General features: G+C 63.6%; 12 protein-coding genes. 11 read left to right on the top strand and 1 reads right to left on the bottom strand.

Annotated elements, in window-relative coordinates; translation table 11 throughout:
• Nucleotides 1-164: 164 nt before the first annotated feature.
• The 10 genes from HU750_RS19005 to HU750_RS18960 all read left to right on the top strand — a co-directional run bounded on the left by HU750_RS19005 (nucleotide 165) and on the right by HU750_RS18960 (nucleotide 12,347).
• Nucleotides 165-1,064, top strand: a complete 900-nt coding sequence (locus tag HU750_RS19005) for a chemotaxis protein (protein ID WP_027595496.1) — start codon at nucleotides 165-167, stop codon at nucleotides 1,062-1,064.
• Between the two features lie 88 nt (nucleotides 1,065-1,152).
• Complete coding sequence (locus tag HU750_RS19000) at nucleotides 1,153-1,464, top strand: hypothetical protein (protein WP_099452939.1); 312 nt, start codon at nucleotides 1,153-1,155, stop codon at nucleotides 1,462-1,464.
• Entirely contained in the window at nucleotides 1,461-2,195 is a 735-nt protein-coding gene (locus HU750_RS18995) for a YkgJ family cysteine cluster protein (protein ID WP_186681788.1), read from the top strand. Before HU750_RS19000 ends, HU750_RS18995 begins: the two co-directional genes overlap by 4 nt.
• 262 nt (nucleotides 2,196-2,457) lie before the next feature.
• The gene (locus HU750_RS18990) at nucleotides 2,458-3,621 is read left to right on the top strand and encodes an efflux RND transporter periplasmic adaptor subunit (RefSeq protein ID WP_186681786.1); all 1,164 of its coding nucleotides are present in this window, start codon (nucleotides 2,458-2,460) and stop codon (nucleotides 3,619-3,621) included.
• Nucleotides 3,618-6,710 carry a multidrug efflux RND transporter permease subunit gene (locus HU750_RS18985; RefSeq protein WP_186681783.1) on the top strand — a complete coding sequence of 1,031 codons (3,093 nt, stop codon included), beginning with the start codon at nucleotides 3,618-3,620 and terminating at the stop codon, nucleotides 6,708-6,710. Before HU750_RS18990 ends, HU750_RS18985 begins: the two co-directional genes overlap by 4 nt.
• A gap of 9 nt (nucleotides 6,711-6,719) precedes the next feature.
• Entirely contained in the window at nucleotides 6,720-7,394 is a 675-nt protein-coding gene (locus HU750_RS18980; protein WP_027595491.1) for a heavy metal response regulator transcription factor, read from the top strand.
• Nucleotides 7,369-8,781, top strand: a complete 1,413-nt coding sequence (locus HU750_RS18975; RefSeq protein WP_186681781.1) for a heavy metal sensor histidine kinase — start codon at nucleotides 7,369-7,371, stop codon at nucleotides 8,779-8,781. The genes HU750_RS18980 and HU750_RS18975 overlap by 26 nt, the downstream gene beginning before the upstream one ends.
• 130 nt (nucleotides 8,782-8,911) lie before the next feature.
• Nucleotides 8,912-9,136 carry a hypothetical protein gene (locus HU750_RS18970; RefSeq protein ID WP_027595489.1) on the top strand — a complete coding sequence of 75 codons (225 nt, stop codon included), beginning with the start codon at nucleotides 8,912-8,914 and terminating at the stop codon, nucleotides 9,134-9,136.
• 204 nt (nucleotides 9,137-9,340) lie between these two features.
• A complete protein-coding gene (locus HU750_RS18965) occupies nucleotides 9,341-10,675 on the top strand; it encodes an OprD family outer membrane porin (RefSeq protein ID WP_186681779.1) in 1,335 nt (444 codons plus the stop codon).
• Between the two features lie 175 nt (nucleotides 10,676-10,850).
• On the top strand, nucleotides 10,851-12,347 hold the full coding sequence (locus HU750_RS18960) for a sensor domain-containing diguanylate cyclase (protein ID WP_186681776.1): 1,497 nt from the start codon (nucleotides 10,851-10,853) through the stop codon (nucleotides 12,345-12,347).
• On the opposite strand, the gene HU750_RS18955 is transcribed toward HU750_RS18960, so the two are convergent.
• Nucleotides 12,344-12,820 (bottom strand): ferritin-like domain-containing protein, encoded by a 477-nt coding sequence (locus tag HU750_RS18955; protein WP_027595486.1) that lies wholly within the window; start codon nucleotides 12,818-12,820, stop codon nucleotides 12,344-12,346. The genes HU750_RS18960 and HU750_RS18955 overlap by 4 nt on opposite strands.
• A 200-nt stretch (nucleotides 12,821-13,020) precedes the next feature.
• Here HU750_RS18955 and HU750_RS18950 point away from each other — a divergent pair, with 200 nt between their 5' ends.
• Nucleotides 13,021-13,242 carry a DUF3820 family protein gene (locus tag HU750_RS18950; protein WP_027595485.1) on the top strand — a complete coding sequence of 74 codons (222 nt, stop codon included), beginning with the start codon at nucleotides 13,021-13,023 and terminating at the stop codon, nucleotides 13,240-13,242.
• Nucleotides 13,243-13,306: the final 64 nt, after the last annotated feature.

Genomic DNA, 13,306 nt, shown 5'->3' with positions numbered 1-13,306 from the left:
CAGCCTTGCGCTGCGAAGAGGCCGGTGACTACCCAGCAGTTATGCGTTGCTGTCACCGGCCTCTTCGCAGCACAAGGCTGCTCCTACACGGATTCGGCTGGCAGGCTAAAGAGCCGGCTCGGCGGGCCGATATCCTTCTATTCTCTATTCCCACGAAGGTCACCATGGCCACGCAAAAAGCCCGCGCGGATTCGCTGTCCCTGCTGCTGTTCACCCTGCGCAGCGGCAAGCTGATGGCAATCAACCTGCTCAAGGTCAGCGAGATCATCCCCTGCCCTTCACTGACCAAGCTGCCCGAATCGCACCCCCACGTGAAAGGCGTGGCGACCTTGCGCGGCAATTCGCTGTCGGTCATCGACCTGTCCCGTGCTATCGGTGAGCGCCCGCTGGCTGACCCTGAAGGTGGCTGCCTGATCGTCACCGAAATCAGCCGCTCGCGCCAAGGCCTGCATGTGCAGGCCGTGAGCCGCATCGTCCACTGCCTGAGCACCGACATCAAACCGCCGCCCTTCGGCTCGGGCAACCGCTCGTTCATCACCGGCGTGACCCGGGTCGACAACGCACTGGTGCAGGTGCTGGACATCGAGAAGGTCATTCACGCCATCACCCCGCCCGCCGCCGAGCCACAGCACGGGGCACTGAGCGAAGAAGACGCAAGCCTGCTGGCCGCCGCCAACATCCTGGTGGTAGACGACAGCCAGGTGGCCTTGCAGCAGTCGGTGCATACCCTGCGCAACCTCGGCATCGAATGCCACACCGCGCGCAGCGCCAAGGATGCGATCAACGTGTTGCTGGACTTGCAGGGCACCGAGCAGGCGATCAACATCATCGTCTCCGACATCGAGATGTCTGAGATGGACGGCTATGCCTTCACCCGTACACTGCGCGAGACGCCGGACTTCCAGCACCTGTATGTGTTGCTGCACACCTCGCTCGACAGTGCCATGAGCAGCGAAAAAGCCAGGCTCGCTGGGGCCAATGCCATCCTCACCAAGTTCTCCTCGCCCGAGCTGACCGATTGCCTGGTGGTGGCGGCGCGGACGGTGGTGTTTGCCGAGCATTGATACATCAAGCGACAAACTCCCCAGCTTGCCGTCGGGGGTGAGTCGGGCATAATTCCCTCCCCTCGGAAGATTTTTGCCGGAATCGCGTATGAAGTTTTTCAGCTCCCTCCTTGTCGCCTGCGCGCTCTTCAGCGGTGTCGCCCAGGCTTCCAGTAGCCAGGCCTGGAACGAGCAGCGCCAGCGGATGCTCAAGGCGTGCCTTGCCGCCAGCCAGTTCAAGGACGCTCACGCGCGTGGCAAGCCCGCCGAATTCGACGACCAGGTCGGCATGAGCGCCCTGCTGATCGAAGGCGTCTACCCGCAAAAACACATGCAGCAGCGCACCGGCACCGAACTGTGCCTGTACGACCGCCAGCACCAGCGCGCGTTCGTCAGCGAATGGAGCCCGGAAGCCAAGTGACCGACAGCGTGCAATTCGCCTGCACCGGCTGCGGCAAGTGCTGCACTGGCCACCATGTGCCCTTGACCCTCGACGAAGCCCGCCAATGGGCGGCCTCCGCTGGCCAGGTGGTGGTGCTGATCGAAGCGTTCGTGGTCGACGGCCCGGGCATGCCGGTCGAGCAGCGCGAGCATGTGCTGCGCCGCTCCCACCCGGTGGCCTGCGGTGACACTGAGGCCCGCGTTTCGGTAACGTTCGCGGCGTTCAACCCAGGGCGCTGTCGTAACCTCGACGATAACGACCTGTGCACCATCTATGACCAGCGCCCGCTGGTCTGCCGCATCTACCCGGTCGAGATCAACCCGCATATCCCACTGCGGCCCGAGAACAAGGACTGCCCGCCCGAAGCTTGGCAACAGGGACCTGAGCTGATTCACGGCACGCAAGTGGCCGACCCGCGGCTGGCGGCGCTGGTGCAGGCATCGCGCCAGGCAGACCGAGATGACATCGCGGCCAAGGTTGCCGTGTGCCAGGCGTTGGGCATGACCACGAGTGCGCTGAAAGGTAACGGGTTTACCGCTTATCTGCCGGAGATGGGCGCGTTTGCCGCGGCACTGGCGCAGGTGCCGGCGGACAACGGTGCGCGGTGGACGCTGCATGTGCAAGATGACGAGCTGACAGCCAATTTGCAGGGCCATGGTTTGCAAACCACTTGCGAAGCACCGGTTTATTACGCCTTTATTGGTTTTTAGGTAGCCTGAGACAACCATCGGGGCCGCTTCGCAGCCCATCGCAGGCAAGCCAGCTCCTACAGGTACGGCGCCGCCCTGGAGATTTGCGCTGTACCTGTAGGAGCTGGCTTGCCTGCGATGGGCCGCAAAGCGGCCCCATTGGCCTTGAATACTGAAACTGTCAGCGCTGTCAGCCAGGCGTCATGCTGCCGACCCGGTCCGGGGGCTATAAGCTTGAATACAGACAACCGTCCCCACCCTTCTGGCCAAGGTGCCCGCTCCGATGCGACGTCCTTCCCGTTCTGTCATCCTCGCCGCCTTGGCGTTGCTTGTCCTGGTCGTGCTGGGCGTCTGGTTCGGCCAGCGCCAGGAGGCCCCCGCCCCCCGCGCGCAGGCGGCTGTGCCGGTGCGCGTGATCAGCGTCAGCCAGCAGGATGTGCCGCGCTATGCCAGTGCGATCGGCTCGGTGCTGTCGCTGCACAGCGTCGAGATCCGCGCACAGGTAGAAGGGGTGCTGACCCAGGTACTGGTCAAGGAAGGCCAGTGGGTAAAGGCAGGTGACCTGCTCGCAACCCTCGACGACCGTGCCATCCGCGCCAGCCTCGACCAGGCCCGTGCGCAGCTCGGCCAGAGCCAGGCGCAGATCCAGGTAGCCGGTGTCGACCTCAAGCGCTACCGCCTGCTGAGCACCGATGACGGGGTGTCAAAGCAGACCCTCGACCAGCAACAAGCGCTGGTCAACCAGCTGCAGGCTACGGTCAAGGGCAACCAGGCGGCCATCGCCAATGCCGAGGTGCAACTGTCCTATACCCAAATTCGCTCACCGGTGACCGGCCGGGTCGGCATCCGCAACGTCGACCCCGGCAACCTGGTGCGCAGCAGCGACACCCAGGGCCTGTTCAGCGTGACCCAGATCGACCCGATTGCCGTCGAGTTCGCCCTGCCGCAACACATGCTGCCTACCCTGCAGAGCTTGCTCAAGGCGCCCGCCCCGGCGCTGGTGCAGGCCTACATGGACGCCGACGGCGAACGCAGCCTGCTGGGTGAAGGCCACCTGGCGCTGATCGACAACCAGATCTCGGCGACCACCGGCACGGTGCGGGTCAAGGCCGAGTTCGACAACAAGGACGGGCGCCTGTGGCCCGGCCAACTGGTCACCATTCGCTTGCGCACGGCCATGCAGGAGAATGCCCTGGTCGTGCCGCCGCCGGTCGTGCAGCGCGGTATCGACGGCCATTTCGTCTACCGCCTGGACGGGGACAAGGTCACCAGCGTGCCGGTCAAGGTGCTGCACCAGGACAGTGGGCTGAACATCATCGCCGGGGTCAAGGCGGGTGATCAGCTGGTGCTCGATGGCCAGTCGCGGCTCAAGCCGGGCTCGCGGGTCGAGGTCACCACCGATGCCCCTGCGCCTTCGGAAATGGCCGACCGCCGGAGTCAGCCATGAATACCCGCAACGGGGTTTCGGCCTGGTGCATCGACCACCCGATCGCCACCCTGCTGCTGACTTTCGCCCTGATCCTGCTGGGCGCCATCGCCTTCCCTCGGCTGCCGGTGGCTCCGCTGCCAGAGGCCGACTTCCCGACCATCCAGGTCACCGCTCAACTGCCTGGGGCCAGCCCGGAAACCATGGCCTCGTCGGTCGCCACGCCGCTTGAAGTGCAGTTCAGCGCCATCCCCGGCATGACCCAGATGACCAGCAGCAGCGCGCTGGGGTCGACCACGCTGATCCTGCAGTTCACCCTCGACAAGAACATCGACACCGCAGCACAGGAAGTGCAGGCCGCCATCAACACCGCCACCGCACGGCTGCCACAAGACCTGCCCAACCCGCCGACCTGGCGCAAGGTCAACCCAGCCGACAGCCCGGTGCTGGTGATGACCGTCAGCTCGAACCAGATGCCCGGCAATGACCTGAGCGACTACGCCGAAACCCTGCTGGCCCGGCAGCTGAGCCAGATCGATGGGGTCGGCCTGATCAACATCACCGGGCAACTGCGCCCGGCCATCCGCGTGCAAGCGCAACCGGAGAAGCTGGCCGCCATCGGCCTGACCCTCGCCGACCTGCGCCAGGCCATCCAGCAAACCAGCCTCAACCTGGCCAAAGGCGCGCTGTACGGCGAGCACAGCGTGTCGACCATCGCCGCCAACGACCAGCTGTTCCACCCCGAAGACTATGCCCAATTGATCGTCTCGTACCGCGACGGTGCGCCGGTGCACCTGCAGGACGTGGCCAAGGTCATCAACGGCGCCGAGAACGCCTACGTCAAGGCTTGGTCCGGTGACCAGCCGGGGTTGAACCTGGTGATCTTCCGCCAGCCCGGCGCGAACATCGTCGACACCGTCGACCGGGTGTTGGCCGCGCTGCCCAAGCTGCAAGAAATGCTCCCGGCGTCGATCGAGGTGTCGGTGTTGCAGGACCGTACCCAAACCATCCGCGCCTCGCTGCACGAGGTGGAGCTGACCTTGATGATCGCCGTGGCCCTGGTGATCGGGGTGATGGCGCTGTTCCTGCGCCAGTGGTCGGCGACCCTGGTGGTGTCCAGCGTGCTCGGCGTGTCGCTGATTGCCAGTTGCGCCTTGATGTACGTACTCGGCTTCAGCCTGAACAACCTGACCCTGGTGGCCATCGTCATTTCGGTGGGGTTCGTGGTCGACGATGCCATCGTCGTGGTGGAAAACATCCATCGCCACCTGGAGGCGGGTGACGACAGCCGCACGGCCGCCCTCAAGGGCGCAGGCGAAATCGGCTTTACCGTGGTCTCGATCAGTTTCTCGCTGATCGCCGCCTTCATCCCGCTGTTGTTCATGGGCGGGGTGGTCGGGCGCCTGTTCAAGGAGTTCGCCCTGACCGCCACGGCCACCATCCTGATTTCGGTGGTGGTTTCGCTGACCCTGGCACCCACCCTGTGTGCACTGTTCATGCGCCGCCCGACCGGCGCGCAGCACAGCGGTTTCGGTGAACGCCTGGTCAAGTGGTACGAAAAAGGCCTGAACCGCGCCCTGGCCCACCAGCGCCTGACCCTCGGTGTGTTCGGCGTGACCCTGGCCCTGGCGGTGGTGGGTTATGTGGCCATCCCCAAGGGCTTCTTCCCGTTGCAGGACACCGGTTTCATCCTCGGCACCAGCGAAGCGGCAGCGGACGTGTCGTACCCGGCCATGATCGAGAAGCACCAGGCCCTGGCCAAGATCATCGAGGCCGACCCGGCCGTGCGGGCGTTCTCGCATTCCGTCGGCGTCACCGGCAGCAACCAGACCATCGCCAACGGCCGCTTCTGGATCGCCCTCAAGCCCCGCGGCGAACGCGATGTGTCGGCCAGCGAGCTGATCGACCGGCTGCGGCCCAAGCTCGCCCAGGTGCCGGGCATTGTGCTGTACATGCGCGCCGGCCAGGACATCAACCTCAGCTCCGGCCCATCACGCACCCAGTACCAGTACGTGCTCAAGAGCAACGACGGCGTGGCGCTGAACCTGTGGACCCAGCGCCTGACCGACCGCCTGCGCGAAAACCCGGCGTTGCGTGACCTGTCCAACGACCTGCAACTGGGGGCCAGCGTCACCCGCATCGACATCGACCGCCAGGCCGCCGCACGCTTCGGCCTGACCACCACCGACATCGACCAGGCGCTGTACGACGCCTTCGGCCAGCGGCAGATCAGCGAGTTCCAGACCGAGACCAATCAGTACAAGGTCATCCTCGAACTGGACGCCCGCCAGCGCGGCAAGGCCGAGAGCCTCAACTACTTCTACCTGCGCTCGCCCCTGAGCAACGAGATGGTGCCCTTGTCGGCGGTGGCCCACGTCGCGCCGCCGAGCACCGGGCCGTTGTCGATCAGCCATGATGGCCTGTTCCCAGCCGCCAACCTGTCGTTCAACCTCGCCCCGGGCGTGGCCCTGGGCGATGCGGTGAGCATCCTTGAGCGCACCCAGCGCGAACTGGGCATGCCCGACTCCATCAGCGGCAACTTCCAGGGTGCGGCGCAGGCCTTCCAGAGTTCGCTGTCGAGCCAGCCGTGGCTGATCCTGGCTGCGCTGGTGGCGGTGTACATCATCCTGGGGGTGCTCTACGAGAGCTTCGTCCACCCACTGACGATCATCTCCACCCTGCCCTCTGCGGGCCTGGGCGCGCTGATTCTGCTCTGGGCCATGGGCCAGGACTTCAGCATCATGGGGCTGATCGGCGTGGTGCTGCTGATCGGCATCGTCAAGAAAAACGGCATCCTGCTGATCGACTTTGCCCTCGAGGCCCAGCGCCACCACGGCCTCACACCCGAGCAGGCAATCCACCAGGCCTGCCTGACGCGCTTCCGGCCGATCATCATGACCACCCTCGCCGCCCTGCTCGGCGCGGTACCGCTGATGTTCGGCTTTGGCACCGGCGCCGAGCTGCGCCAGCCACTGGGCATCGCGGTGGTAGGTGGGTTGTTGGTGAGCCAGGCCCTGACGCTGTTCACCACCCCGGTCATATACTTGGCCCTGGAGCGCCTGTTCCACCGCCGCCGGGCCGCCCATGCGGCCGCGCCAAGTGCCAGTTGAGACAAGACCATGCGTGTGCTGATCATCGAAGACGAAGAAAAAACCGCCGACTACCTGCACCGCGGGCTGAGCGAGCAAGGCTTTACCGTGGACCTGGCGCGTGACGGTATCGATGGCCTGCACCTGGCCCTGGAAGGCGACTACGCCGTGATCGTGCTCGATGTGATGCTGCCCGGCCTGGACGGCTATGGCGTGCTGCGCGCCTTGCGCGCGCGCAAGCAGACGCCGGTGATCATGCTGACCGCCCGCGAGCGGGTCGAAGACCGCATCCATGGCCTGCGCGAAGGCGCCGACGACTACCTGGGCAAGCCTTTTTCGTTCCTTGAGCTGGTCGCGCGCCTGCAGGCCCTGACCCGTCGCAGCAGCAGCCATGAACCGCTGCAGATCCAGGTCGCCGACCTGTGGATCGACCTGATGGCGCGCAAGGCCAGCCGCGCCGGCCAGCGCCTGGACCTGACCGCCAAGGAATTCTCGCTGCTCAGTGTGCTGGCCCGCCGCCAAGGCGAAATCCTGTCCAAGACCGCCATCGCCGAGCTGGTCTGGGACATCAACTTCGACAGTGATGCGAATGTCGTCGAGGTGGCGATCAAGCGCCTGCGCGCCAAGCTCGATGGGCCTTTCGACAACAAGTTGCTGCACACCATCCGAGGCATGGGCTATGTCCTGGAAAACCGTGCGGGCTAACTCCATCGCGCTGCGCCTGTCGGCGCTGTTCATCCTGGTGGCGGTGGGGGTGTTTTTGCTGATCGGGTCGGCGTTGTATCGCCAGGTCGACCACAGCCTCGACCTGCTCCCGGCCGCCGAGCTAGATGCACGGTTCAGCGTGCTCGAGTCCACCCTCAACCGCTTCGGCACCGCCGAGCACTGGGCCAAGGTCAGCAACAAGCTCAACCTGCTCAGCGAGGAGGACAAGCGCATCCGCTTCTGGGTGGTCAGCAGCGATCCGGCATACGACTATGGCCACCCCAGCGAACTAGTGCGCGCGTTTGCCGAAGGCCCGCCAGGCATGCGCGACCTGCGCCTGCCAGACCAGCCCTACCCCTACAAAGTCCTGGTCAGCGAGTTGCCGGCCCTGGCCGACCGCCCGCCGCTGCGTTTTCTGATTGGCATCGACACCGAGACCTTCTGGCAGGCGCAACACAGCCTGCTGGTAGCCATCGTCGGCCTGGCAGTGCTCGGTGTGCTGCTGGCGTCGGTGCTAGGTTACTGGGTGGCCCGCATCGGCCTGCGCCCGTTGCTGGCGTTGTCCAACGAAGCCCAGGCACTGGCCCCACCGCGCTTGGACGGGCGCCTGCAAACTAATGATCTGGCCCCGGAACTGGCGCAATTCGCCGGGGCCTTCAACGCCGCGCTTGACCGGGTCAGCCAAGCCTACTCGCGGCTGGAGGCGTTCAACGCCGACGTGGCCCACGAACTGCGCTCGCCACTGACCAACCTGATCGGCCAGACCCAAGTGGCCCTGACCCGCGGTCGCAGTGCCGAGCACTACTTCGAAGTGCTGCAATCCAACCTTGAAGAACTCGAGCGCCTGCGCAGCATCATCAACGACATGCTGTTCCTGGCCAGCGCCGACCAGGGCAGCAAGGCCACCGCGCTGACCCAGGCGTCGCTGGCAGAGGAAGTGGCGACCACGCTGGATTACCTGGACTACATCCTCGAAGACGCGCAGGTCCGCGTGGAGGTCAGTGGTGATGCTCAGGCACCCATCGAAAAAGCCCAACTGCGCCGCGCACTGATCAACCTGCTGAACAACGCGGTGCAGCACACCGCGCCCGACCAAGTGATCGAGGTGCGAATCGAAAACGGGCCGGAACAGGTCACCATTTCCGTGAGTAACCCGGGGCCTGCAATCGATGACGCGCACCTGCCGCTGCTGTTCGAGCGCTTCTATCGGGTGGATGCCGCGCGCAGTAACAGTGGTGGCGGCAACCACGGTTTGGGGCTCGCGATCGTCAAAGCGATCGCCCTGATGCATGGGGGCGAGGTTTTTGTGTACAGCGAGGCCGGCGCCAACACGTTCGGCATTCGCCTGCCAAGCGCTCAACGACGCGGGTTTCCAGCAAAAGCCTGAGTGTTCGCGGCACGATCGTTACCTTTTGCGCAACAGTGCTTATCGTACTTCGCTCTGTTTCCAAGGCCATTGAGGGACTAACTTTAGCCCTGTCCTCATTAGCACTTGCATCGCAAGAAGGTAGTTTCAAATGTCCAACAGTATGGGTATTGCCAGCGTCTTCGTCCTGTCTTCCCTGTTGTTGTCGCCCCTGGCCATGGCCGAAGAATCCCCCGCTTTCGTCGCCCGTAATGCCGAGCTCGCCGCGGTCCATCAAGAAGCCCGCGAAGCCGTAGCTGCACAGCAGACCGATGCCGTAAAAGACGCAAACCAGACAGCTTCCAAAGTGTCCAGCGACGTTAATGCCGATAGCTGATCGACCGCTGTACCTGCTCCCGATTTCCCTTGGCTACGCCATGGGCACCGCTGGTGCCGATATGTTAGCCTTTTAAAGCCGCTGCCAATCAGCGGCTTTTTTTATGTGCTTTAACTATCAGCCCCGCTGTAACGTCCCTAATAAAAAAGTTGCACATTCAAAAATAAAAACTGCCCCACCGTCAGACCAAAGGAGCTAGTACCGGTGCCTTCCGCGTTTCGTTTTACCCCGCTGTTCATTGCATTGACTGCAACGATGCCCACCGCCGCCCAGGCAGATGAAGACAAGGCTGATGGCTTCATCGAAGGTTCTTCATTCAACCTGCATTTTCGCAATGCCTATTTCAACCGCGACAACCACAACGCCGGCGTGCGCGACACCCGCGAGTGGGGCCAGGGCGCGGTTGCACGCTTCGAGTCCGGCTATACCCCGGGCGTGATCGGCGTTGGCGTCGACGCCCATGCCATGCTGGGCCTCAAGCTCGATGGCGGTGGCGGCCATGCCGGCACCAGCATTCTGCCGACGCATGTGAAGGACGACGGCGAACTGGGCGCGGCCCCGCATTCGTTCTCTACCGCAGGCGCAGCGCTCAAGCTCAAAGCGTTTGACACTGAACTCAAGGCCGGTGACCTGTTCCTCACCAACCCAGTGATCGCTGGCGGCGAAACCCGCATGCTGCCGCAGACCTTCCGCGGTGTAAGCCTGACCAACACCAGCGTCGACGGCCTGCTGCTCGAAGGCGGCCAAGTCAGCTTCACCAAGCCGTACAACCAGAGCGGCCACCGCCGCATCGACACCTATTACGGCTCGCTGGACGAACATGACAAGAGCAAGCACCTGAACTGGGCGGGCGCGTCCTGGAGCGGCACGGAAAACATCACCGCCAACCTTTACGCCGCCGAGCTGAAGGACATCTGGAACCAGTACTACGCTGATTTTGACTACACCTACGTGGTCAACGACCTGGTCAGCCTCAACCCGGGCGTGCACTTCTATCACACCCAGGACACCGGCCAGGCCCTGCTGGGCAAGATCGACAACAATACCTACAGCGTACATTTCACCGTCAACGCCGGCTTCCACAGCGTCACGGCCGCCTACCAGCGGGTCAATGGCGATACGCCGTTCGACTACATCAACCTGGGCGACAGCGTGTACCTCGACAACTCGCGCATGTACTCGGACTTCAACGCCCCCAACGAGCGTTCGTGGAAGCTGCAGTACGGCTATGACTTCGCCGGCCTGGGCGTCCCCGGCTTGAGCACGACGCTGTCGTATTCGCGTGGCGAGGCAGACCTGACCAAGGCTGACCAGGGCAACACGCACTACGACTACTACCGCGCCGATGGCAAGAACGCCATGCACTGGGAGCGTGACCTGGATGTGAAGTACGTGTTCCAGGAAGGCGACTTCAAGGACCTTTCGGTGCTGGTGCGTTATGCCGCACACCGTGGCAGCCAGGGTTATGCGTCGATCGACAGCAGCAGTGACAACGATGAACTGCGCGTGATCGTTGATTATCCGCTGAACGTGTTCTGACCCGCTCCTAGTTTCATTGACTTAGCACAGACCCAGTGGGAGCGGGCTTGAAGGCAGGCTTGCGACCACTGTTCTCTGCACCACCACGCGATTCCGTCGGACAAATCTTGTCCGACAATCCCCTCTTCCCTAGAATATCGCCGCCGCGAATGGCCCTGCCTCAGCAGTAGCGAGCATGCTCACCCGATCACCGCGTTTCGCACTCTACAGGTCGCACCCCGAGCTGATCCTCAACCTGGGCAGTTGCCTCGCCGTGCTCGCCATCGTGGCCATCGTCAGCTACCTGCTGGCCCGTGAGCGCGACAGCGTCGAGCTGTCGGCCATCCGTTCTTCCAACAACATCGTCCAGCTGATCGAAAGCGATATCCTGCGCAATGCCGAACTCTACGATCAGTCGTTGCAAGGGCTGATCTGGGCAGTCGGGCGCAAGGAGCTGCCTGAAGTGCCTGGCGTGTTGCGCCAGCGCCTGTTGTTCAATGAAGCCTTCGTCGACCGCAAACGCGGTGACGTACTCTGGCTCGACAAGCAAGGTAACGTGGTGGGCGATTCCACCAGCGCCATACCGCGCCAGGCCAACTTCGCCGACACCGGTGTGTTCAAGGCCCATCAACACAACGCCAACCTCGGCTTGCTGGTCGGCCCGCCGTTCAAGGCCAAGCTGGGCGACCAGGACTGGTGCATCAGTTTCAGCCGGCGCATCCCCGGCCCAGACGGCGAATTCGCCGGCCTGGCAGCGGGTGCCCTGCGCCTCTCGTACTTCAGCGAACTGTTCAAGCGCCTGGACATCGGAGATGACAGCAGCATCAACCTGTTCAATACCGACGGCCAGTTGCTGGCCCGCCAGCCGACCCGCCCGCAAGACCCGCTGATCGGCACCAATTACGCCGAGCGGCCCAACTTCAAGCGCATCCTTGGCGAGCGCAGTGGCAGCTTCACAGCCCTTTCTGCCACCCACGGCACCTCACGCATGTACACCTTCGCCCGGGTCGCCGACCTGCCGCTGATCGTGTTGGTGGCGCACTCGGCCGACGAGGTGTTCCAGTCGTGGCGGCGCACCGCGATTCTGGTCAGCGTGGCCACCGGCGTGCTGTGCATCGGCATCCTCTGGCTAACCTTGCTGCTGGGCCGCGAGCTGCGCCGCCGGCACGAGGCCGAACAAGGCCTGGCCACCCTGGCCGCCACCGACAGCCTGACCGGCCTGGCCAACCGCCGCCGGCTGGACCAGGTGCTGCGCCAGGAGTGGGCACGCGCGCAGCGCAACCACAAACCGTTGGCCGTGCTGATGGTGGATGTGGACCATTTCAAGGCATTCAACCAGCGCCACGGCCACGCGGGTGGTGACCATGCCTTACGCGAAGTGGCGAAGTGCATCGAGGGGTGCATCAGGCGCCCGGCGGACCTGGCGGCACGCTATGGCGGGGAGGAATTTCAGGTGATATTGCCAGAAACCGATCTGGCCGGCGCCACCCTGCTGGCCGAGCGCATTCGGGCCAGCGTCGCGGCCCTGGCGCCCTTTGCCAATGACACCCGTGCCGTCACGGTCAGCATCGGCATCGGCCTCTACGAAGCAAACCCCCAGCACGATCTGGCGAGCGTGCTGGGGGCTGCGGATGAGGCGCTCTACCGGGCCAAGGCCAATGGCCGTAACCGGGTAGAAGGGCCTGGCGACTAGGAGCGGGCGCGGGCGGCGTTACGCAGCGCTTTCACCTGGTCGTGGTTACGTTGCACGCCTTGCAGTTGTTTTTCCACCAGGGTGTAGCTCTGATCGCTGGCGGTACGGCCCAGTTTGACCAGTTTCTCGCGGGCTTCCTTGTAGGCTTTCAGGGCATGGTCCTCGCCCCGCTCGACTTCGTTCAGCACGGCCTCTTCATCCTTGCCGGTGACCATCGCCTTGAGGTTGACCCAACCACGGTGCAGGTCGCCGCTGATGCTGGTGGACGTCTCAGGATCGCCACCCAAGCGGCGCACTTCGCTTTGCAGTTCACCGGCGGCATTGGCGCACTCACCGGCGCGCTGCACGAAGAAGGCTTTCAGCTCTGGGTTCTTGACGTCATCAGCCGACGACTTGAAGCCTTTTTCGCCATCCTTGCTGTATTCGATCAGGTCGTTGAGCACATCAATTACGTCTTTGTTGGGGTTGCTCATTTCACGAACTCCTTGGCAGGTGATAGTCATCTGTAATGGAGCAGCGTTCGTGCCAACCTTAGACATAAAAATAAATCGTTATAAATCAACAAGTTAATCAATTAGAAGAATGTATTCGACGCGGCGTTCTGCATGATTGCCGCTTGGGCCTTCGTGCAGATTGCAGTATGGTCGGCGCTTTTGGACTGCCAGGTGCGTCGATGAAACCGGAAACCCTCGAACTGCTGGTCACCCGGACCATGCCCTTTGGCAAATACCAAGGCCGGATCATCGCCGACCTGCCGGGCGACTACCTGGCCTGGTTCGCGCGCAAAGGCTTCCCTGCCGGAGAACTGGGCGGGTTATTGGCGTTGATGCATGAAGTCGATCACAACGGGCTGATGGACTTGCTAGAGCCGTTGCGGCAAAAGCATCGGCGCTAACAGCGCCTCATTGGGTGCTGTAGGAGCAGCCTCGTGCTGCGAAGAGGCCATTACCGCTCCAGCC

The sequence above is a fragment of the Pseudomonas sp. SWRI50 genome (assembly GCF_014269095.1).
GTDB classification, from domain to species: domain Bacteria; phylum Pseudomonadota; class Gammaproteobacteria; order Pseudomonadales; family Pseudomonadaceae; genus Aquipseudomonas; species Aquipseudomonas kermanshahensis.
The sequence above is the reverse complement of the archived record's forward strand: the minus strand, read 5'-3'. Positions and strand labels throughout refer to the sequence as shown.

What these genes read in the sequence shown, in the direction of transcription:
- HU750_RS18980 (WP_027595491.1), top strand. Translation starts at nt 6,720, where the DNA reads ATGCGTGTGCTGATCATCGAAGACGAAGAAAAAACCGCCGACTACCTG.
- HU750_RS18950 (WP_027595485.1), top strand. Translation starts at nt 13,021, where the DNA reads ATGAAACCGGAAACCCTCGAACTGCTGGTCACCCGGACCATGCCCTTT.
- HU750_RS18960 (WP_186681776.1), top strand. Translation starts at nt 10,851, where the DNA reads ATGCTCACCCGATCACCGCGTTTCGCACTCTACAGGTCGCACCCCGAG.
- HU750_RS18975 (WP_186681781.1), top strand. Translation starts at nt 7,369, where the DNA reads ATGTCCTGGAAAACCGTGCGGGCTAACTCCATCGCGCTGCGCCTGTCG.
- HU750_RS18990 (WP_186681786.1), top strand. Translation starts at nt 2,458, where the DNA reads ATGCGACGTCCTTCCCGTTCTGTCATCCTCGCCGCCTTGGCGTTGCTT.
- HU750_RS18955 (WP_027595486.1), bottom strand. Translation starts at nt 12,820, where the DNA reads ATGAGCAACCCCAACAAAGACGTAATTGATGTGCTCAACGACCTGATC.
- HU750_RS19005 (WP_027595496.1), top strand. Translation starts at nt 165, where the DNA reads ATGGCCACGCAAAAAGCCCGCGCGGATTCGCTGTCCCTGCTGCTGTTC.
- HU750_RS18970 (WP_027595489.1), top strand. Translation starts at nt 8,912, where the DNA reads ATGTCCAACAGTATGGGTATTGCCAGCGTCTTCGTCCTGTCTTCCCTG.
- HU750_RS18985 (WP_186681783.1), top strand. Translation starts at nt 3,618, where the DNA reads ATGAATACCCGCAACGGGGTTTCGGCCTGGTGCATCGACCACCCGATC.
- HU750_RS19000 (WP_099452939.1), top strand. Translation starts at nt 1,153, where the DNA reads ATGAAGTTTTTCAGCTCCCTCCTTGTCGCCTGCGCGCTCTTCAGCGGT.